General features: G+C 61.2%; 16 protein-coding genes. 5 read left to right on the plus strand and 11 right to left on the minus strand.

The window, feature by feature from the left end; translation table 11 throughout:
• The first annotated feature begins 4 nt into the window (after positions 1-4).
• Together FHL16_RS14520 and FHL16_RS14525 are read left to right on the plus strand one after the other, a co-directional pair.
• On the plus strand, positions 5-415 hold the full coding sequence (locus tag FHL16_RS14520; RefSeq protein ID WP_077748586.1) for a c-type cytochrome: 411 nt from the start codon (positions 5-7) through the stop codon (positions 413-415).
• A gap of 138 nt (positions 416-553) precedes the next feature.
• On the plus strand, positions 554-2,476 hold the full coding sequence (locus FHL16_RS14525) for an acetyl-CoA hydrolase/transferase C-terminal domain-containing protein (protein WP_077748587.1): 1,923 nt from the start codon (positions 554-556) through the stop codon (positions 2,474-2,476).
• 127 nt (positions 2,477-2,603) lie between these two features.
• Here the strand turns inward: FHL16_RS14525 and FHL16_RS14530 are convergent, their stop codons facing one another.
• Together FHL16_RS14530 and rep are read right to left on the minus strand one after the other, a co-directional pair.
• Positions 2,604-3,176: a xanthine phosphoribosyltransferase gene (locus tag FHL16_RS14530; RefSeq protein ID WP_010465159.1), complete on the minus strand. Its 573-nt coding sequence runs from the start codon at positions 3,174-3,176 to the stop codon at positions 2,604-2,606.
• An 84-nt stretch (positions 3,177-3,260) separates the two neighbouring features.
• Positions 3,261-5,270 (minus strand): DNA helicase Rep, encoded by a 2,010-nt coding sequence (gene rep, locus FHL16_RS14535; protein WP_010465157.1) that lies wholly within the window; start codon positions 5,268-5,270, stop codon positions 3,261-3,263.
• A gap of 262 nt (positions 5,271-5,532) precedes the next feature.
• On the opposite strand from rep, the gene FHL16_RS14540 reads away from it, so the two are divergent.
• Complete coding sequence (locus FHL16_RS14540; RefSeq protein WP_010465155.1) at positions 5,533-7,206, plus strand: putative bifunctional diguanylate cyclase/phosphodiesterase; 1,674 nt, start codon at positions 5,533-5,535, stop codon at positions 7,204-7,206.
• Positions 7,207-7,314: 108 nt separating this feature from the next.
• Here FHL16_RS14540 and FHL16_RS14545 read toward each other — a convergent pair whose 3' ends face one another.
• The gene (locus FHL16_RS14545; protein ID WP_042932982.1) at positions 7,315-8,709 is read right to left on the minus strand and encodes a NorM family multidrug efflux MATE transporter; all 1,395 of its coding nucleotides are present in this window, start codon (positions 8,707-8,709) and stop codon (positions 7,315-7,317) included.
• Between the two features lie 159 nt (positions 8,710-8,868).
• Between FHL16_RS14545 and FHL16_RS14550 the strand changes: the two genes are divergently transcribed.
• Both FHL16_RS14550 and FHL16_RS14560 read left to right on the plus strand, forming a co-directional pair.
• Positions 8,869-9,789 carry a LysR substrate-binding domain-containing protein gene (locus FHL16_RS14550; protein ID WP_010465151.1) on the plus strand — a complete coding sequence of 307 codons (921 nt, stop codon included), beginning with the start codon at positions 8,869-8,871 and terminating at the stop codon, positions 9,787-9,789.
• Between the two features lie 184 nt (positions 9,790-9,973).
• Positions 9,974-11,950, plus strand: coding sequence for a methyl-accepting chemotaxis protein (locus FHL16_RS14560; protein ID WP_010465150.1), 1,977 nt, complete (start codon positions 9,974-9,976; stop codon positions 11,948-11,950).
• Positions 11,951-12,089: 139 nt separating this feature from the next.
• Here the strand turns inward: FHL16_RS14560 and FHL16_RS14565 are convergent, their stop codons facing one another.
• Genes FHL16_RS14565 through FHL16_RS14600 form a run of 8 tightly spaced genes read right to left on the minus strand, consistent with a single transcriptional unit; the run spans position 12,090 to position 21,305 of the window.
• Positions 12,090-13,499 carry a vWA domain-containing protein gene (locus FHL16_RS14565; protein ID WP_077748588.1) on the minus strand — a complete coding sequence of 470 codons (1,410 nt, stop codon included), beginning with the start codon at positions 13,497-13,499 and terminating at the stop codon, positions 12,090-12,092.
• A gap of 57 nt (positions 13,500-13,556) precedes the next feature.
• Positions 13,557-14,063 carry a hypothetical protein gene (locus FHL16_RS14570; RefSeq protein ID WP_010465145.1) on the minus strand — a complete coding sequence of 169 codons (507 nt, stop codon included), beginning with the start codon at positions 14,061-14,063 and terminating at the stop codon, positions 13,557-13,559.
• 4 nt (positions 14,064-14,067) lie between these two features.
• Positions 14,068-14,799: a hypothetical protein gene (locus FHL16_RS14575; RefSeq protein WP_010465143.1), complete on the minus strand. Its 732-nt coding sequence runs from the start codon at positions 14,797-14,799 to the stop codon at positions 14,068-14,070.
• 45 nt (positions 14,800-14,844) lie between these two features.
• Positions 14,845-16,389 (minus strand): SUMF1/EgtB/PvdO family nonheme iron enzyme, encoded by a 1,545-nt coding sequence (locus FHL16_RS14580; RefSeq protein WP_077748589.1) that lies wholly within the window; start codon positions 16,387-16,389, stop codon positions 14,845-14,847.
• The gene (locus tag FHL16_RS14585) at positions 16,379-17,602 is read right to left on the minus strand and encodes an ABC transporter permease (RefSeq protein WP_010465139.1); all 1,224 of its coding nucleotides are present in this window, start codon (positions 17,600-17,602) and stop codon (positions 16,379-16,381) included. Before FHL16_RS14585 ends, FHL16_RS14580 begins: the two co-directional genes overlap by 11 nt.
• On the minus strand, positions 17,586-18,287 hold the full coding sequence (locus FHL16_RS14590; protein ID WP_010465137.1) for an ABC transporter ATP-binding protein: 702 nt from the start codon (positions 18,285-18,287) through the stop codon (positions 17,586-17,588). The genes FHL16_RS14585 and FHL16_RS14590 overlap by 17 nt, the downstream gene beginning before the upstream one ends.
• A gap of 10 nt (positions 18,288-18,297) precedes the next feature.
• A complete protein-coding gene (locus FHL16_RS14595; RefSeq protein WP_010465135.1) occupies positions 18,298-20,289 on the minus strand; it encodes a vWA domain-containing protein in 1,992 nt (663 codons plus the stop codon).
• A complete protein-coding gene (locus FHL16_RS14600) occupies positions 20,289-21,305 on the minus strand; it encodes a hypothetical protein (RefSeq protein WP_077748590.1) in 1,017 nt (338 codons plus the stop codon). Before FHL16_RS14600 ends, FHL16_RS14595 begins: the two co-directional genes overlap by 1 nt.
• Between the last annotated feature and the right edge of the window lies 1 nt (position 21,306).

Genomic DNA, 21,306 nt, shown 5'->3' on the forward strand with positions numbered 1-21,306 from the left:
AATTATGAAAATGCTGGCCGTACCAGCAACCGTATTGGCCCTATGGGCAGTCAGCGCACAAGCAGCGACCAACGACGATATTGCTAAACGCCTTGAGCCAGTCGGCCAGGTTTGCGTCCAGGGTCAAGAGTGCAAGGGGATGGAAGTTGCTGCTGCTACTGGCGGTGGCGGTGCCAAGACGCCTAAAGATGTGATTGCAAAACATTGCAATGCTTGCCACGGAACCGGCCTGCTGGGTGCGCCGAAAATCGGCGACAAGGCTGCCTGGAAAGAGCGCGCCGATCACCAGGGCGGCCTAGACGGCATCCTGGCCAAAGCCATTACCGGTATCAATGCGATGCCGCCTAAAGGCACCTGCGCCGACTGCTCCGACGACGAGCTGAAGGGCGCCATCAAAGAAATGTCCGGCCTGTAACACGCCAGCATCTTCAGCGAAAAAGCCGCTTACGAGCGGCTTTTTTGTGCCTGCGATTTTCCTTGGGGACTATTCTTTGCAGTAAAGGCCCGGCAAGCTCGGTCCAACCCCAATTCACGGAATGTAAGGGAGGATCAGATGGTGCAGCTGTGTTCTATCGAGCAGGCGGTCGATGACGTATTGGCGCGGTTGCCAGCGCATATCCACATGGGCCTGCCTCTGGGCCTGGGCAAACCCAACCACTTCGTCAACGCGTTGTTCCAGCGCGTCGCGCAACTGCCCGACCGGCAGCTGACGATCTACACTGCCCTGTGCCTGGGCCGCCCGGCCTTGGGCGACGGTTTGCAAAAGCGCTTCCTCGAACCCTTCATCGAGCGGGTGTTTGGCGATTATCCAGAGCTGGATTTTCTCGCCGGACTTCACAAAGACAGCCTGCCGGCCAACATTCACGTCCATCAATTCTTTATGCAGCCCGGCAGCCTGCTGCATAGCGAATCGGCCCAGCAGGATTACGTCAGCAGCAACTACAGCCACGCCGCGCGGGACATCAACGCCGCCGGTTTGAACCTCGTGGCGCAACTGGTGGCCAGCCACGCCGAACACCCGGATCGTCTGAGCCTGAGCTGCAACCCAGACATCACCCTCGATCTGTTTCCGATGATCGCCAAACGCCGGGCGGCGGGAGAGACGATCCTGCTGGTGGGCCAGGTGCACAACGATTTGCCCTACATGCCCGGTGACGCCGAAATAGGTATCGACACCTTCGACCTGCTGATCGACGAGAAGGACAACACCACACTGTTCTCCACGCCGAACATGCCCGTGGGTTTCCAGGATCACTTCATCGGCTTGCACGCCAGTACGCTGGTGCGCGATGGCGGCACCTTGCAGATCGGCATCGGTGCCATGGGCGATGCCCTGACCGCAGCGTTGCTGGCGCGTCAGGCCGACAATGCCGGTTACAAGGCGTTGCTGGCGGATATCAATCTCAGCCAGTGGGCGCAGTTGATCGACCGCGAAGGCGGCATCGATCCGTTCGCGAAGGGCCTTTACGGTTGCAGCGAAATGTTCGTCAACGGCTTGCTGGTACTGGCCGATGCCGGAATCGTACGGCGCAAGGTCTACCCGGACGTGCCGACCCAGCAACAAGCCAATGCCGGCACTCTCGACGAAGCCGCGCAAACCGATGGCATCTCGGTGCATGGCGGGTTCTTCCTCGGGCCGCGCAGTTTCTACGAGCGCCTGCGCGAGCTTCCGCAAAGCAAGCGACTCGAATTCAACATGACCCGCATCAGCTACATCAACGAGCTCTACGGTCAGGAAGAACTCAAACGCTTGCAGCGCCTGGACGCGCGCTTCATCAACACCGTGTTCACCATGACCCTGCTGGGCGCGGGCGTGGCCGATCAGCTCGAAAGCGGGCGAGTGCTGAGCGGCGTTGGCGGGCAATACAACTTTGTTGCTCAGGGCCATGCGCTGGAGGGCGCGCGGTCGGTGTTGCTGTTGCGCAGCTGGCGCGAGGCGGGCGGTGAGGTCAGTTCGAACATCGTCTGGGAATACGGCCACTGCACGATCCCACGGCATTTGCGGGACATCGTGGTCACCGAGTACGGCATCGCCGATTTGCGCGGCAAGACCGATGCGGCGGTGATCGAGGCATTGCTGAATATCAGCGACTCTCGCTTCCAGCCGGGGCTGATCGAGCAGGCGCAGAACGTTGGCAAATTGCCGAAGAATTTCCGCATCGATCCGCGTTTTGCCGACAACAGCCCGGAGCGTTTGCAGGCGATTCAGGCGTTGCATCCGAATTTGTTTCCGGAGTATCCGCTGGGGTGTGATTTCACTGCGGTGGAGAGGGATTTGTTGCGGTCGCTGAACTGGTTGAAGAGCAAGTTCAAGCTCTCGGAGATTCTGGAGTTGGGCAAGGCTGCACTGGATGCGCCGGAGCCTGCGGCGTTTCCCGAGCATCTGGAGCGGATGCAGCTGACCAACCCGGAAGGGCTGAAAGAGGACCTGTTTCAGCGGCTGCTACTCGCCGGCCTCAAGGCCACCGCGCCATAACAGCCACTCCAAAACCACTGTGGGAGCGAGCCTGCTCGCGAATGCTGAGTATCAGTCGACATCATCGTTGACTGATCCAGCGCTTTCGCGAGCAGGCTCGCTCCCATAAGGGATATGCGGTGTGGCTTTATTCGATGAAGGTCACGACGCCGCCGGCCAGCGACTGCACACGAGCCAGCGACTCAACGCGATAACCTTGGGCATCCAGTTCCGCACGCCCACCCTGGAACGACTTCTCGATCACGATCCCCAGGCCGGCGACGGTGGCGCCGGCCTGTTTGATGATCGAGATCAGCGCCTGGGACGCCTTACCGTTGGCCAGGAAGTCATCGATGATCAGCACGCGGTCGCTGCTGGTCAGGTGGCGCGGGGAGATGGCCACGGTGCTTTCGGTCTGCTTGGTGAACGAGTAAACGGTCGCCGACAGAAGGTTTTCAGTCAGGGTCAGTGACTGATGCTTGCGGGCAAAAATCACCGGCACGCCGAGGTTCAGGCCGGTCATGATCGCCGGGGCGATGCCCGAAGCTTCGATCGTGACGATCTTGGTGATGCCCGAGTCCTTGAACAGCGCAGCGAATTCATCGCCGATCAGCTTCATCAGGGCCGGGTCGATCTGGTGGTTCAAAAAGGCATCGACCTTCAAGACCTGATCGGAAAGCACGATGCCTTGTTCGCGGATTTTCTGGTGCAGTGCTTCCATGAAGCGTTCCTCTACTGGCGCCATGTGCGCCTAGCTTGTCAAAAATGCCTGGTTAAAAAGTGTTCGGTTAAAAAGTGCTCAATTCTAGCGCTTTAACATCGCCCGTATATCCGCCAATGCGGTATTGCCGCGAACGGCTTTGACTTCAACAGGTGTGTCGTCGTTGCCTTCCCACGCCAGGTCGTCCGGCGGCAGCTCATCCAGGAAGCGGCTCGGCGCGCAGTCGATGATCTCGCCATATTGCTTGCGCTTGGCGGCGAAGGTGAAGGCCAGGGTCTGACGCGCGCGGGTAATGCCAACGTAGGCCAGGCGGCGTTCTTCTTCGATGGTGTCGGCTTCAATGCTGGAGCGGTGCGGGAGGATTTCCTCTTCCATGCCCATGATGAACACGTAAGGGAATTCCAGGCCCTTGGAAGCGTGCAAGGTCATCATCTGCACACCTTCAGCGCCGTCTTCCTCTTCCTGCTGACGTTCCAGCATGTCGCGCAGGACGAGTTTGCCGATGGCGTCTTCGACGGTCATCTCGCCTTCTTCGTCTTTCTCCAAGGTGTTTTTCAACGCCTCGATCAGGAACCAGACGTTACCCATGCGGTAATCGGCGGCCTTGTCGCTGGAGCTGTTGGTGCGCAGCCAGTTCTCGTAGTCGATGTCCATGACCATGCTGCGCAGCGCCGAGATCGGGTCTTCGCCGGCGCATTGCTCGCGGACCTTGTCCATGAAGCGCTTAAAGCGTGACAGACGATCGGTGAAACGCGCATCCAGGTGCTCGCCCAGGCCGATTTCGTCGGTGGCGGCATACATCGAGATTTTGCGCTCGGTGGCGTAGTTGCCCAGCTTCTCCAGCGTGGTCGAACCGATCTCCCGGCGCGGGACGTTGATCACCCGCAGGAAGGCGTTGTCGTCGTCCGGGTTCACGATCAGGCGGAAGTAGGCCATCAGGTCTTTCACTTCCTGGCGACCGAAGAAGCTGTTGCCGCCGGACAAACGATACGGAATCTGGTGGTGCTGCAGCTTCAGTTCGATCAGCTTGGCCTGGTAGTTACCGCGATACAGGATCGCGAAATCGCTGTAAGGCCGGTCCGTGCGCAGGTGCAGGGTCAGCAGTTCCACGGCCACGCGCTCGGCTTCGGCGTCTTCGTTGCGGCAGCGGATCACGCGGATCTCGTCGCCGTGGCCCATCTCGCTCCACAGCTGCTTTTCGAATTCGTGCGGGTTGTTCGAGATCAGCACGTTGGCGCAGCGCAGGATGCGGCTGGTGGAGCGGTAGTTTTGCTCGAGCATGACGACTTTCAGGGACGGGTAATCGTCCTTGAGCAGCATCAGGTTTTCCGGACGGGCGCCGCGCCAGGCGTAGATCGACTGGTCATCGTCGCCGACCACGGTGAACTGGTTACGCGTACCGATCAGCAGTTTCACCAGCAAATACTGGCTGGCGTTGGTGTCCTGGTATTCGTCCACCAGCAGGTAGCGGACTTTGTTCTGCCATTTTTCGAGGATGTCGGCGTGTTCCTGGAACAGCTTCACCGGCAGCAGGATCAAGTCGTCGAAGTCCACCGCGTTGAACGCCTTGAGCGTACGCTGATAGTGGGTGTAGACGATGGCGGCGGTCTGTTCCTTGGGATTGCGCGCGTTTTCCAGGGCTTCGGGCGGCAGGATCAGGTCGTTTTTCCACGAGCCGATCATGTTCTTGATCTCGTCGACGCCGTCGTCGCCCGAGTATTCCTTCTGCATGATGTCGGTCATCAAGGCTTTGACGTCGGTTTCGTCAAAGATCGAGAAGCCCGGCTTGTAGCCCAGGCGAACATGTTCCTTGCGGATGATGTTCAAGCCCAGGTTGTGGAAGGTGCACACCGTCAGGCCACGGCCTTCACCGCCCTTGAGCAGGGTGCCGACCCGTTCCTTCATCTCGCGCGCGGCCTTGTTGGTGAAGGTCATGGCGACGATGTACTGGGCGCGGATGCCGCAGTTCTGGATCAGATGCGCAATTTTGCGGGTGATCACGCTGGTCTTGCCGGAGCCGGCGCCGGCGAGCACCAAAAGAGGGCCGCCGACGTAGCTCACGGCTTCTTGCTGCCGGGGATTGAGTCGGGACATACGAAATCAGGGAGTCGTTAGTGAAATGGGCCGGCATTTTAACAGGCTCAGCGAATTGTGCTGCTCTCTCCGACTTGTGACGCACCACGCTATCTCTATTTGCCGGTTTTGATACTTTCAAGCAGGATGCGCGGTGAATTAGCGGCTAATGTTCGTATTCCAGACACAAACTCACGTTTGATAACTGATGTCATTTGGTCATTGGTTACAGGCGCGGCATAATGCCCGTCGCCTACATCTTTGCAGAGTCTAGGGAGCTAGCTTGTCTACGCCTGTCGAACCCTTGCGTTTGCTGCTACTGGCCGAAGAGCCGGTGTGGGCAGCGTTGTTGCGCGAGTGTCTGGCTCCGATGGGGAGCTCGGCCGTGCTTATCAGCGCGCCGAGCTGGGAGTCGGTCAGCAGTCTGTTCGATGACAACCGCAACGCGGTGTTGTTGACCATTCCAGCACTTCAGCCTCTGCCAGGCCGATGCAGCTTGCCGACAGTGTTGCTGCTCGAGCACGAGCCCCTGACGTCGCCCGATGGTGTGAGCGACTGGCTGGTGCGCGACCATCTCGATGCCGGCATGCTGCGCCGGTGCCTGCGGCATGTGCGCGAACGTGGCTTGCTGGAAAACACCCTGCAACGCCTGGCCGAGCAAGACCCGCTGACTGGCATCGCCAACCGTCAGGGCTTCCAGACCTTACTGGCCGCGCGTCTGGCGGAAAACGACGGCCGTGGCCTGGCCCTCGGTCACCTTGATCTCGACAACTTCCGTCACGCCAACGATGCCCTCGGCCACCAGGCCGGCGACCGGTTGATCCTGCAGGTGGTTGCGCGGCTGAAAAGCCAGCTTGAGGCCGGCGATCAACTGGCGCGGCTTGGCAGCGATGAATTCGCCTTGCTGATCGACACCCGCCGCGCGCCTCAGCGCGCCGAATGGATGGCCGAACGCATCACCGAAGCCCTGGCCGAACCTTACTGGGTCGACGGCGAAAGCCTGTTGATCGGTTCCAGTCTGGGCATCGCCCACGCCCGGGCCCAGGCCGGCGCCGACCCGCTGATGTGGCACGCGCACATCGCCATGCAGCAAGCCAAGAGCACTCAGGGCTGCACCTTTCATATCTTCAACGAACGCATCAACCGCAATGCCCGCAGCATGGCCGACCTCGAAAGCGAGCTGCGTAGGGCGTTGCGCCGTGACGAACTGGAGTTGCATTACCAGCCGCGCCTGAACCTTGAGGACGGCCAGATCGTCGGCCTCGAAGCGCTGGTGCGCTGGCGGCATGCCGAGCGCGGTTTGCTGGCGCCCAGCGAGTTCGTGCCGCTGGCCGAGCAAAGCGGTTTGATCGTACCGCTCGGTTACTGGGTGATTTCCCGGGCCCTGCGGGACATGCAGGCATTGCGCGAGCGTGGTTTGCCGGCGCTGCACATGGCGATCAACCTGTCGTTCCGGCAGTTTCAGGACAGCCAGTTGTTGTCGACCCTGAGCCGGTTGATCGCCGAGCGGGGCGTCGAGGCGCAATGGCTGGAATTCGAACTGACCGAAACTGCGGTCATGCGCCGCAGCGACCTGGTCAAACAGACCATGGACGCCCTCGGGCGCCTGGGCGTGCGCTTCTCGTTGGATGATTTTGGCACCGGGTTCTCGTCCTTCGTGCACCTCAACAGCCTGCCGATTGCCTTGCTCAAGGTCGACAAGAGCTTTGTCGGCGGCATGGAAGAGCGGGAAGAGAATCGCAAACTGGTCCACGCGATGATCAACCTGGCGCACAACCTCAACCTTGAAGTGGTGGCCGAAGGCGTGGAGACGGCGGAGCAGCTGGAGTTGTTGCGCGGGTTTGGTTGCGATCAGGTGCAGGGGTATCTGATCAGCAAGCCGCTGCCGTTGGCGGAGTTGGTTGAGTATCTGACGTTTGGCAGCAGCCAGCAGCCTGCCCTCGAAATCGTGAGCTAACCCCGAACCTGTAGGAGCGAGGCTTGCCCGCGAAGGCGTCACATCAGTCGACATCTTTGTTAACTGACACGACGCCTTCGCGGGCAAGCCTCGCTCCTACAGGGGATCTCAGTCTGTCTGAGGGACTTCGAAACGCTGTACTGACGGCTCGCGCCGAATCATCCCTTTCATCTTCCACTCAAACGCCAGCGTCAGGCTCACCGCCGCGCACGCCAGGCCCAGCGCCAATCCCCACCAGACGCCTGTCGGCCCCCAGTTCAAGTTGAACGCCATCCACCACGCCGCCGGCGCACCGATCAGCCAATAGCAACCCAGTCCGACCAGGAACGTGGTCTTGGCATCCTTGAGCCCGCGGATGCAGCCCATGGCGATGGTTTGGGTGCCGTCGAACAGCTCGAACCATGCCGCCACCGCCAGCAGGCTCACAGCCAGGTTGAAGACGTCTCGAAAGGCCGGGTCGTTGTGGTCCAGGAACAAGCCGATCAACTGATTCGGCAGGAACCAGAAGACCATGGCAAAACCCAGCATCGCCGCCGCGCCAAAGGCGATTCCCACCCGGCCGGCCAGCCGCGCGTCCAGCAACTGCCCGGCACCGTAGTGCTGACCGATGCGCATGGTAATCGCGTAAGAAAGCCCCGCCGGAATCATGAACGCCACCGAAACAATCTGCAGGGCGATCTGGTGCGCCGCCAGTTGCGTACTGCCCATGGTGCCCATGCACAGCGCAGCGAATGCAAACAACCCGACTTCCACCGCGTAGGTGCCGCCGATGGGCAGGCCGAGACGCCACAGCTCTTTCAGGTACTGGCGGTTAGGCCGCGACAGACCCTGGCGCAGCGGATACGCATCGTAAGCCGGATGCCGACGGATGTGCAGCGCCAGCGCCACGGCCATCAGGTTGGCGACGATCGCCGTGACCAGCCCGATGCCCACCAGGCCCATTTTCGGCAAGCCGAACATCCCGGTGATCAACGCGTAGTTGAGCAGGAAGTTGGCCACGGTGCCGCCGAGGCTGATGACCATCACCGGGGTCGCCCGGCCGATGGCGCTGGTGAAACCGCGCAGGGCCATGAAGCTCAGGTAGCCGGGCAGGGCGAACGGCAGGATCAGCAGGAACTGCCCGGCAGCCTGGACGTTGGTTTCGGTCTGGCCAAACAGCAGCAGCACCGGTTTCAGATTCCACAGCAGCAGGCCGGCCACCAGCGCCATCAACCACGCCAGCCACAAGCCGGCCTGGGTCAGGCGCGCGGCACCGACGATATCGCCTGCGCCCTGACGGATCGCCACCAGGGTGCCGACCGCTGCGATCACGCCGATGCAGAAGATCGACACGAACGAATACGTCGCCGCGCCCAGGCCGCCACCGGCCAGCGCTTCGGGACTCAGGCGCGCCATCATTAAGGTGTCGGTGAGGACCATCAGCATGTGCGCCAACTGCGAGGCAATCAACGGCCCCGCCAGCCGCAGGATGGCCCGGAGTTCGGTACGTGCTGGATGCTGCATGGTCATCACGCCTCGGTTATCGGAGTAAACAGGAGAGAGCCGATTCTCGGCGCTCTGCGGGGTTTTCACAAAGGGATAAAAAGGATGGGTGGCATGAGTCAGACTCATGCAGGCAAGTTTCTGCTAACGTGGCGCAACCGCGCTATAGGAGCTTTCCCAATGTCCCGTCGTCTTCCTCCCTTGTATGCCCTGCGCGCATTCGAAGCGGCGGCGCGGCATAGCTCGTTTACCCGCGCCGCTGAAGAATTGTCGATCACCCAAAGTGCGGTCAGTCGACACATTCGTACCCTCGAAGATCATTTCGCCTGCCGGCTGTTTCACCGCAGCGGGCGCAACCTGCAACTGACCGAGTCGGCGCGGTTGATCCTGCCTGGCATCCGTGAAGGTTTCACCGCGCTCGAACGCGCCTGCAATACCTTGCGCGCCGAAGACGACATCTTGCGCATGAAAGCCCCGTCGACGTTGACCATGCGTTGGCTGCTGGCGCGCCTGAGTCGCTTCCGGCACCTGCAACCGGGCAACGAAGTGCAATTGACCAGTGCCTGGATGGACATCGACACCGTGGACTTCAACCACGAACCCTTCGACTGCGCCGTCATCCTCAGTAACGGGCGTTTCCCTCCGGACTGGGAGGCGACGTTGCTGTTCCCGGAAGAACTGATCCCGGTCGGCGCGCCGAACCTGCTGAAGGACCAGCCGTGGGACGTCGCACGCCTGGCCAGCGCAGAGCTGCTGCATCCAACGCCAGATCGTCGTGACTGGCGCAGTTGGCTGGAGCGCATGGGGCTGTCGGATCAGGTCTCGCTCAAGGGCGGGCAAGTTTTCGACACGCTGGAGTTGGGCATGATCGCGGCGGCCCGAGGCTATGGCGTGTCCATGGGGGATTTGCTGATGGTGGCGGAAGATGTCGCGCAGGGTCGTCTGAGTTTGCCGTGGCCGACGGCTGTCGCCAGCGGTGAGCATTATTACCTAGTCTGGCCGAAAACCCGCCCGGGAGGTGAACGTTTGCGCCGCCTCAGCGACTTTCTGCAAGGCGAGGTCCGGGCCATGGATTTACCGGATGTCGAGCGCTTGAGCTGAATCGATGAAGCCCCAGCAATAGAGGCCTTGAGCCATATCCCGGCTATTTACTCAAGTATTCAGGTTTGCCGCCGAAAATCTGCAGGTGGGACCTTCGTGCAGGTCCCCTGTAATTCCTCTAATTAGAATTTTGCTGAGTGTGCATCGTGATCAGGATGATCCGGTCACTTGGCCAGGAGCTGTCATGTCTCAACCTCGTGCTCGGATCGCCTCACAGCTTGGTCTTGCGCTTGCCGTGATACTGGCGATTGTCATCACTGGCAGTACCGTGTTCGCCCTGCGTTCGCTGGACTCCGCCAACCTCGCCACCCGCGAAGAGCACCTGGCCAGTGAAGCCCGGTTGCTGGCCGACCAGTTGAGTACCTTTCACGGCACGTTGCGTGAAAGCACTCAGCGTCTGGCCGGTCTGTTCGAGAAGCGCTTCAGCGCCGGCCTGAGCGTGCACCCGGACGAACCGGTGGCCGTGGCGGGTACGCAGACCCCGGGCCTGCACCTGGGCAGCGAAGTGTTGAACAACAACTTCAAGGAAGTCGACGAGTTCAAGCAGATGACCGCGGGCGTTGCGACGGTGTTTGTGCGCAGCGGTGAAGATTTCATCCGCGTCAGCACGTCCTTGACCAAGCAGGACGGCAACCGGGCCATCGGCACCCTGCTGGACCACGCTCACCCGGCCTATGCACGCTTGATGGCGGGGCAGAGTTATGTCGGCCGCGCCTTGCTGTTCGACCGTTCCTACATGACGCAGTACACGCCTGTACGCGACAGCAGCGGTAAGGTGATTGCCGTGCTGTTCGTAGGATTCGATTACACCGACGCGCAGAACGCACAGTTTGAGAACCTCAAACGCTTCCGCATCGGCCAGACCGGCTCGCTGGCGCTGCTCGATGAGCAGAAGAAGTGGTTGGTGCCGATTGCGGGTGTGCAAGCGCTGGATCAAGCAGTCCCGGCCATCGTCGATCTGGCGAAAACCCCGGGCAAGGGTGATTTCTGGAGCGACAAGTCCGAAGACTTCTACAGCGTGGCCGTGCCGTTTGAAGGCGGCCCATGGTCGGTGGTGGCAAGCATGCCGAAAGCCGAAATCAGCGCCGTGACCTGGAGCGTCGGCATTCAACTGGCGATCGGCAGTCTGCTGGCGACGTTAATCGCCGTCGGCTCGGCGGTCTGGCTGCTGCGCAGCAAACTTGCGCCGCTGGGTGATCTGGTGCGTCAGGCAGAAGCCCTGGGCGCCGGTGATTTGAGCGTGCGCCTGAGCGTGTCGAGCAACGACGAAATCGGTCAGCTGGCCCGTGCCTTCAACCAGATGAGCCAGGCCTTGTCGACCATGGTCGAGCACATTCGCAAGGCCTCGGTCGAGGTCAACAGCCGTGCCCAGGCGTTGTCCGGTCTGTCCGGCGGTGCCTATGAAGGGATGGAGCAGCAGTCGGGCGAAATCACCAGCATGGCCGGTGCCGTGGAAGAATTCAGCGCAACCTCGCTGAACATTGCCGACAACATGGGCAGCACCCAGCGTCTGGCGCAGGAAAACGCACAGCAAACCCAGATCGGTCGTACCTCGATGGACGAGGCGTCCTCGTCGCTGGAGCAAATCGCTGGCGCCTTGAACAGCACCGCCATCGTGATCAATACCTTGGGGCAGCGCTCCCAGGAAATCGGCGGCATCGTCGGGGTGATTACCTCGATCGCCGATCAAACCAACCTGCTGGCGCTGAACGCGGCCATCGAAGCGGCCCGCGCCGGTGAGCAAGGTCGTGGTTTTGCGGTGGTGGCCGATGAGGTGCGCAACCTGGCTTCGCGTACACGTCAGGCCACTGACGAAATTTCCGGGATGATTCAAAGCATCCAGCAGGAAACCGGCAATGCGATCAGCACCATGGAACAGGGCAATGTGCTGATGCAGGAAGGCTTGTCACGCAATGCCAACGTGGCCTCGGCCCTGGCGCGGATCGATGAACAGAGCCGTTCGGCGGGCCAGCAATTTGCGGCGATTACCACAGCGACTCAGGAGCAGAGCAGCACCGCGACCTTGCTCAGCAGCAACCTGCAAAGCATTGCGTTGGCAAACAGCGAGCAGAGGGAAGTGGTGTCGAACCTGGCCGTGACCGCCAAAGAGCTGGAGAAGCTGGCGGCGGACTTGCGCCAAGAGGTTGACCGGTTTCGTTGAGTCGTCGCTGAAATAGTCTTCGCGGGCAAGCCTCGCTCCTACAGGGGCATGTGGCGTTCCACTCTTGTGTGAACGGCATATCACCTGTGGGAGCGAGGCTTGCCCGCGAAGGGCTCACCTCAATGTTCAGATCAGACGATCAATCACACTTGGCATTGCTCGACACTTCCTTGCTCGCCAGTTTCAATTGCTTGCCCAGCTCCGCCGCATTGGTGCTGCTGTAAACCCGGCCGCCGGTGTTTTCAGCGATGCAACGTGACGGGCCGCCGGCACCGATTTTCACTACGTTGACCCGCAGCCGCGGTTGATCCCTGGCGATTTGGCGGGACACGGCGCACACGTCTTTCTGGCAACCGTCCTCACCGTCGACGAACATCACGATCACGGCGTCGTTATTGCGCCCGTCGACGGTGCTTGCCGCGTGGGCCAGGCTGTCGGCCAGTGGTGTGCCGTCGTTGGGCACCAGGCCTCGAATCCCGTTGATCAGCCGCTGACGGTCGCCGAACTTGAACACGCCCTGGTCCGGCGTTCTTTCGCAGCCGGCGAAGGTGATCAGGCGCGTGTCGATCTTCGGGTCCAGCCCGTTGATCATGCCGGCCAGCGAGTCCTTGGCGACGTCCATGCGGCTCGGTTTGGCGAAGATCTGCGTGGTGCGGTTCACATCCAGGTACTTGTTGAGCTCGTTGCCGAAGAACCAGTCCTCGTCGGCTTTCACAGACTTGATGTTCAAATCCATCGAACCCGAAGTGTCGAGCACCACCACAAATTGCGGGATCTCTGCGTTGGGCGCTTTTTTGCGGCAGGCGAAGTTGTCCAGCGTCGGGGCCGGTGGCGGGGCGGCCACGACCGGTTTTGGTGGCGGGACGGGCTTGGGTTCCGGCACCGGCACTGGCACCGGTTCTGGCACGGGTTCCGGTTCTGGAACCGGCTCGGGTTCCACGACAGGCTCGGGAACAGGCTCAACCGGTTTCTCGACCGGCGTCACCACTGGCGCTACAGGTGGAACCACGACAACGGGTTCACGGTGCAAGAACCACCAAAGCCACAGCGCCAGAAGCAGCAACAGCAGCGCCAGCAAGGCCGCCGCGATCCACCAGCCGCGACGCGACGGCGGCACTACCGGCACCACTGGAACAACCGGCGGCACGATCGGTTTGGGCGGGCGCTGGTTCCAGCGCACCACCAGCGGCTCGCCGTTGAGGCTGTAGAGTTTATCCAGCTCGGGCGTGCCGAGCAGGCTGCGCAGGTCATCCGCTACGGTGGGCTGACCGCGTTTTTGCAGTTCGTCCGCCAACTGTCCAAGGGACGTCTGACGCACTTCATAGGTTTCCAGCAAACGTCGTTGCGCGTCCTCGTTGAGGTCGGCATAGGGCGTGGGTTGGCCACCCAGTTCAGTCCACCATTCCAGCACGTCACCGCTGCCCATTCGCGGGATGGCGAAGAGGCTGGCGACGGTCGGCGGAAAGTGTTTCTGGATGAGGGCGACTTTGGCTTGCAGCGCACTCATCCCCTCTGGTGTGGCTTGCGCATCCCTGATGACCCGCTGCATGACGACGATTCCTGAAAAGGGTGCAGGCCGCCATCGGCAGGCCTGCGGGGTGAAAAGTTACTCTTCGTAACCGAGGCTGAATTGCAGCTGATTCACTTTCTTCTGCAAGGCCTTCAGTTGTTCCTGCTTGGCAGCCAGCGTCGCGGGTGAGGTCTTGGTCACGGGCGCTGCCTGGGAGGCCTTGAGCTGCTGCTCGAGCCCGGCAATCTGCTTCTGCACCTGGCTTTGGTTGCCATGCCGGGCCTTGAGCGAGGTCAGCAACTGGCCCAGCGACTGGTTCAGCGCCGCCTGGGACTTCTGCTGGCTGGCCAGGTCGGTCTTGGTGCTGAGCTGCTGGGCCTGAATGTTCTCGTACACCTGGCGGAACATCGCATTTTCCTGGCGGGACGCGGTCAGGGCCAGTTCCTTCTGTTTGACCTGGTCGCTATAACCACCAGAGTAGTCGCAGTTCATCTTGGTCAGCATGCTGCTGTCGCGATTGGTCGCATCGCATTCGCCCGGCTTCGTCGCGCAACCGCTCAGGGCCAGGACGGCGGTGAGGACCGCCAGCTGTCGTAGAGTCATGTGCTTAGCCCAGGGTGATCGCGGAACGCTGGTTGTACAGACCGTCGACTTCCTTTTGCAGGGCGGCGACTTTCTGGTTCATTTTCAAAATGTTCATGTCCACCTGCTTGATCTCGGCACCGGCGCCTTGTGCACGCTCGGCATCCGCCACTTTGGTGTACTCGGTGACCTTGGTGCGCATGTTGCCGAGGTCTTTACGCAGGCGCGCGATGTTCGAATCGATCTCGGCGATTTGCACTTGGGCCTTGGCCTTGTCGACTTTCTTGTTGGCGATGTCTTTTTTGATCTGGGCGATTTGCGCCTGGTCATCATTGATGACTTGCTGAGCGGTCGCGGTACGGGCGATCACGTTCTGGGTGTCTTGCTCGACGTCGCTGTTCATCTTCGCCAGGCGGGTGGTGGTGTCGGAGTATTCGCTGCGACGTTGATCCAGGTAATAGTTCGCGCCCATGGCCACGCCACACGCGGTAATACCGGCGGCGATGGCGCAGACCGCCTTGTTGCTGCTATTGGACAGTGCGCAACCGAGGATGCCGACACCGGCGCCGACCGCACAGGCCTGGTAACCGGATTTGCTGAAAAACTCTGCGTCATTGCCTTGGGTCAGACGCGGGTCGGCCCCCTCGCTGCCACCGAGCATCGAGCTGCCGGTGTTGGCACAACCTGTCAGCAACAGGCTGCCAGTGATGACAAAAGCGATCTGTAGCTTGAAGCGAGTCCAGAGGCTGCGCGACATGGTGAAACTCCTTGGTGACGGTGTTGGCTGTTGTTGTTGAGTAAGTTATTGAGTGACGGTTTTGCAACTGGTCAGCCAGGCATCGGTGTCGATCTTCTGCTTTTGCAGGAAGGTCTTCTGATTGGCCCAGTGGGTGCGCAAATAGGGTTTGAGTTCTTGCAGCTGCTTGTTGCGGGTGATGATTTCTTCCATCACCGGCACCTGCGCTTCCAGCAGCGGCTGGCCATACAAGGTTGCCGATTCCACCAGGCTGCTGGCGTAGTAACGGCTGAGTTTGTGCAGGCGATCCTTCTGCTCGTCGAGCTTGCCTTTGCGCATGTCGCAACTGGCGTCTTTATCGGCGGATTCGCAGTTCAGCTTGTAGTTCTTCTGCAAGAAGTCCACGTACTGGCCGTCGTCGAGCATCTTGGTGCACAGGAACGCACCGAGGTTGAGGCTGGCGCGGATCGCCTGGTCGCGGGTTTCTTCCTGCTGCTGGTTGCTGGCACGCAATTGGTTTTCCAGCGCCTGAAGCTTTTCCTTGAGCGCCTTGTCTTCGACGCCTGAGGCCAGGGTGTTCAGTGACTGAACGGTGCCTTTATCAGCCGACTCGGTTTCCTTGCTGCCGGTGCCGAGTTTCTTCCAGCTGCTTTCAATGCTGGCGACACGCTCGCGGGACGTCAGGGTCGGCGAGACCAGCACCAGTCGCATACCGGTGGTTTTGTTTTTCACCTGGCCTTCGGCGTTGTAGTACGGCTCTTCCTTGCGCAAGCCGGTGCGCAGGTCGGCCTGGGCGGTCAGGTAGTTGCCGCCACGGACCACATAGCCACCGGCCTGGCCGTGCTGGCGGTCGAGTTTGTTCAGGCGGAACGGCTCGAACATCATCTCGTCGACGTTGCCGAGCATGTCGTGCAAGCCCAATGGATTAGGCTTTTGCAGGCCGGACAATTGCAGTTTGCCGTTAGACGATTGCGCCCCGGCGAACCACTCGTAGGCGTTGATACCGTCGGGCATCGGGTAGCGCGTATCGCGGAATTCCGCCGCGCCGACTTCCAGGCCACCGCGCGCCGCGAACTCCCACTCGACTTCCGTCGGCAGGCGCAGGAAGCCCAGTGCGCCGTCTTCTTTCGGCAATTTGCCGGCCGCGTTTTTGCGCAGCCACAGGTTGTATTTGTCGGCCGCTTCGACGGCCTGCACCCAGCTCACGGACACTTGCGGCAGGCGCATTTTGGTGGCGGCGGTGGGGCAGGTTTCTTCGGTCAGCGCGGCGTATTGGAGCTGACTCATCTCGTACTTGGCCATCAGGTAGTAGCGGGATTTGTCATTCTTGGCGCCGGTGAAACTGCCGGCGATGAAGGTCGGCCGGGTCTGTTCGACGTAGCCGTATTCCGCGCCGTCCTGACCGATGTTGATCGGGTAGTCGTCAAGCGGTCCGGCGACCGGAATGAACACCTTGCGAAACACCATCGAGCCTTCGCACGGCATCGGCAGCACGACGTCGCTGGCCTCGGGCATCGGGTTGTAATACTTCTCTTCCCAGCCCGCCGCCGAAGCGTCGAGCAGGTAGCCGAGGCTCAGGGGCAACAGCAAGCCAAAACGTTTATAGCTCACGCAGACTCTCCGCAGGTTGGATGTTGATCGCTCGCACGGCGCCGATCACGGCCACCAGTGCAGCGACCAGAAAGGTCAGGAGCAGGGCGGCGAGGCCGTGCCAGAGTGTGATGTGGCAAACAAAAGTGCCGGTGGCCTGGCTGCTGCCGAGCAGGTAGTCGAACAAATGGCTGCCGACAGCGTAAAAGCCCAATCCACCGAGGTAGCCGGCCAGGCTCAGCACCAGCGCTTGCAAGACCACGAAACCGGCGACCGCCGTGCGTTTGAAACCCAGCAGGCGCAGCACCGCGAGGCTTTTGCGCTTGCGGTCGATGTTGGCCAGGAACGCCCCGACCATCGACGCCACACAGCCGATCAGCGCGGCGAGGGCGATAACCCCGAAGATCAGCCCCAGCACATGGTTGATGGCTTTGACGTTGTCGATGTCGGCCAGTCGGCTTGAAGTTTCGATGTGTTGTTCGTTGAGCCAGCGTTCCAGCGGCGCCACTTGATCGATGTCGCGGGCATAAAGGCGGGCGCGGGCATACAGCGGTTGCAGATCGCCCAACGGCTTGCCGGTTTCGATGCCGAATGCGCTGACCTGATAACCGTCGCGAAAGCGCTCCAGGTCCAGCAACAACGGAGGGGCAACAAACCCGGCTGCGCGGCCGAAACGAGCGCCGTCGAGTACTGCCAGCACAGTCAGCGTCATCTCGCCGCGCTCGTTGACGCCTTCAAGTCGGCGCAACACGCGCAGTTGCACGCGGTCGCCGACCTTGGCCTGCAAGCGTTGCGCGGCGCGGGCGCTGAGGATCACTTGGTCGCCGGTCGGGTTGAGTTGTGGCAGGTTCAACTGCGGGTCGCCGGGTTCGGTGGCGATGATTTCCGCGCCTTCGACAAACCGTTGCATGCCCATCAGCAAGTCTGCCTGGGTGTTGAGCGAGCGGGTCTGGCCGAGGGCAAATCCGGTCTCGGGACGCTGGCGCACACGTTCGATCCAGGCGCTGTCGTAGTTGCCGTTGCTGAGCATCTTTACTTCAAGGTTGCGCGGGTCGCGCAGCAGTTCGTCCTGCAACTGGCTGACCACGCCGTGCTTGAGGCCGAACAGCAGCAACAGCGGCGCGATCACCGCCACCAGCGAGGCGGCGATGCACAACGACACCTTGCGGTCGTGCCAGAGGTCTTGCAGGGCCAGCGTTGCGAGCAGGCGCAAGCGGTCAGTCCATCGGTTCAAACAGAGTCTCTCCCTGACGGCTGATAGCGCCGAGTCGCGGCAAGCCGAAATCCTTCAGCAGGGCCCAGTCATGGGACACAACGAGCGCACTCAGGCCCATGCTCGACACCAGGCTCATCAACAATTCAAACAAGCGCCGGGCGCTGTGCGGATCGAGTGCCGCTGTCGGCTCGTCGGCCAACAGCAGCAGCGGCTCATGGGCAATCGCCCGCACGCAGGCCACGCGTTGGCGTTCACCGATCGACAATGCTTGAGGGTGTTTATCCAGCAAGCCTTGCAGGCGCAGCACCTCAACCGCGTGATCGATGTGCGCGCTCTTGACCGGCATGCCGAGCAAACGACGGGGCAGGCTGATGTTGTCGCGCACGCTCAAAAACGGCAGCAAACCGCCGCTCTGCAAAATGAATCCCAAGTGCCGCGAACGCACCGCCGCCAGGGCCGGCTGGTCATCGCTGGCCAGCAATTGTGCGATGTCTTGATCCTGCGTTGCGCCCAGCCGAAAACGCTCGAGCTCTATCGGCGCCAGCAACAGGCCGATGGCTTCGAGCAACGTGCTTTTGCCGCTGCCGCTCTCGCCGGTGATGGCGAGGATTTCCCCGGCACCGACGTGCAGGTGCGGCAGGCGCACATGATGAGCCAGCGCACCTTCTCCTCGGCGCACCAGCAGGTTCTTGATATCGAGCATCGGCGTCTCGTTAAGGCATCATTTCCAGTGGCACGGGGTACACGTTGTCCCGTGCATCGCTGTCCTTGGCTAAAGCCACCCAACGGTCGACGTCAGCGTTGTAACGCTGGTAGTGCCGCAGTTTGGTATTGAGCGTGCGGATGAATTTCTCCTGCGCCAGGCCATCCCAGCTCTTCCAGGTTTCTTCGTCCAGGTTCAGCACTTCGCTCTGATACGGCAGGTCTTCGAGGTACTCGCCGAGCACGCCCATGTCCGCCAGTTTGGTGTTGCCGTTCTGCTTGAGCTGATTGGGATCGGCGCCCATGGTGGCGGCCACCGAGCGCAGGCGCTCGAACATTTCCGTCGGCGAGATCAAGCCTTCGTTGGCCGCATCGAGGATCTGCTTCATCACGTCGCTCAAGTCGCTGAGCTGGGATTTGGTCAGCAGCACCCGCACGTCGGTGGTCGGGACGTTCTGCTTGATCAGGTCACGGTCGGTGATCCACGCCTTGAACACTGGCGGTGCCTTGCTGTTGGTCTTCTCGCCCAGATAGGCAAGTTGCATGGCGTGGCCGATCAGCGCCGCGTCTTCGAGCATTTTCTTCTCGGCCGGGTCCTGCTTGGCGTTCACCGCGCTGCCGATGGCGTCTTCGCCCATGTAGGCGGCTTTCACTTGCGAGGTGATCGCGGTGGCCAGCGAATCCACCTTGCGCCCGAACTCCTGAATATCGCCCGCGTTCACCGGGTAATACAGCGAGGTGTTGGTGCCCGGGTAGGTCGACAGATTCTGATACTGCGCCTCGGCCTTGGCGTGGTCCTTGATTCCGGCCGGGGTTTTCAGGTGCAGGGTATAAATCGCCACGCCCGGGTTGGCGGCTTCGAGGCGAACCTGCGAGGCGCTCAAACCGGTTTTCGACAGTTTGTCGTCGCCTTCGATGGCGCCCGCGTCGGTGATCAACACCACGTAGCGCGCACCGAACTGGCTCCAGTCGACCTTGTCGATGCTCTCCATGACACCGGCAAAGGCGTCTTCGTCGAAACTGCTGCTCGATACTTTGGCTTGTTTGAGGTCGGCGACCTTGGCGAGGAAGTCGGAACTGTCCTTCACCTGAGTCGGGTCGGCATACATTTTGGTGGTGTATTCCAGGCCTGGCACCGCCTGGGTGTTGGAGCGGAACGCCACCAGGCCGAACTTGACCTGCTTGCCGAGGTTCTGCGATTCGATCTGCTGATAGACCTTGCGGATCGCCTCGCGGGTGCGGTCGATGTACGGGTCCATCGAGATCGTCGAGTCGATGACAAACACCACCGCTGCAGTGAATTCCTTCAGTTGGTTGGCCGCCTTGTCCTCGGCTTCCTTGCCACCGGCCGCGCTGTTGGCCGCACCACCCTTGGCGTTCTGGTCATCGGGCTTGCTGACCGATGCGACGTTCAGCAGCCGCGTGCGGAAACCGCCTTCGGTCATCACTTCTTCGCCGCTGAGGACCGGCAGCAGGTAGAACTGCTTTTGCAGGTCGACGAAATATTCAGGTTCTTCGGCGAGCACGCCCGGTGCTTGCTTACCCTTTTTCAGCGTGGCCCGCAGCGGGGCGACTTTGCTCACCGGGTCCGGTGCATCAAGGATGCCCTCGACAGTGGCGCGGTCCTTGAAGAACAGCAGCCGGTCGCGGTTGGCCGGGTTGGTGAACGCCAGTGTCAGCTGCATTTTCCAGTCGGTGGTGCAGCTGGCGGGCAACCAGCCAATGGTTTTGCCGTAACTGTCGGGACCGACTTTGAGCCATTCGGCGTTGGCCGCTTGAGCACGCTCATAAACATAGAAGCGGCTGAAGACTGGTTGCGCATCGCCTGCCGCGCCGCCTGCCGTCGGGCTGAGTTTGCAGCCCGGGGTGGTCAGTACGCGCTGGAACAAGGTCTTTTTACCGGCCTGGATCAGCGGTTTGTCTTCGGCCTGGGACAACGGGCTGATGCACAGTGCCAACAGCGCGGCGCCGCTCAGCAGGAAACGACTCAGGGGAGAACGCATCACTTCTGCAACTCCTCGAAACGCTGCTTGGCTTCGGCATTGTTCGGGTCCTGGGTCAGGATCGTTTCATACCAGTAGGCGGCGGTGGCGTTGTCCGCGGCCGGGAAGCACTCGCTGGCTTTCAGGTATTTAGGGTCGTACTCGCGTGCATAGGCGTTGGCGATCAGCGCGTCACCGGCCTGGGCACGGTTGGCGTACAGACGCTGGGCAACACCGCAGTGTTTGCCGGCCTTGGCTTCGTTGATGATCTCCAGCAACTTGGCACTGTCAGGCGCGGCCTTGATGCAGGTCTGGACGAAGGTCAGCTCGGGCAGGCTGTTCATGCTGTCGAGGGTGCAGGCTTGCGCATCGGCACCGGCCGGTACGGCGGCAGCGATGGCCGGGGCGGGGACCGGAGTACGTTTGTAGAACCAGAACCCGGCCGCTGCGGCCACCAGCAACAGCACGACGAGCGCGAGGCCGATGAGGCCTTTTTTGCTTTTCTTTACCGGGGGTGGAGGCGGTGTGTAAGCAGGTTCGTTTGGCACCGATTCCAGTTCGATTTCTGGCTCGGCGGTGTTCAGGACCAATTCCGGCAGCTCTGGAATTTCGGGTTCCGGTGCAGCAGGTGCGCTCAAGTCTGCACCACCGTAAGTCGAACGCGTCTGGCCACCGGCCGTGGACGGCAGCAACCCGACGCCTGGCCGGACCACGCCTTTGTCGGTGTGCCCTTGGCTCTGTTCGCGTAGCTCGATCATGAATTGCGAATTGGCGCCGCCTTCGAGCAACGGGTCGACTACTTCCGGGCCGACCTGGGCTTCAAGGGCTTCACCACTGGTCGCAACGCTGAAGCGCGAGACCTTGAACCAGAACGGATTGCTGCTCCAGGCTTTCTGATCCTGGAGGTAGAACCCGTCCTGGTTACGCTGAATGGAGAACTCCAGCTGTTCTTCGCCACCCTGCCATTTCTTCACAGTGAGGCACGCCTGGCCAGGCACGTTGGGTTCTAAGGCGAGCAGGTCGACACGAATTGGCATT

Origin of the sequence: Pseudomonas sp. FSL W5-0299 (genome assembly GCF_005930655.1) — a bacterium.
Taxonomy (GTDB): Bacteria; Pseudomonadota; Gammaproteobacteria; order Pseudomonadales; family Pseudomonadaceae; genus Aquipseudomonas; species Aquipseudomonas mandelii.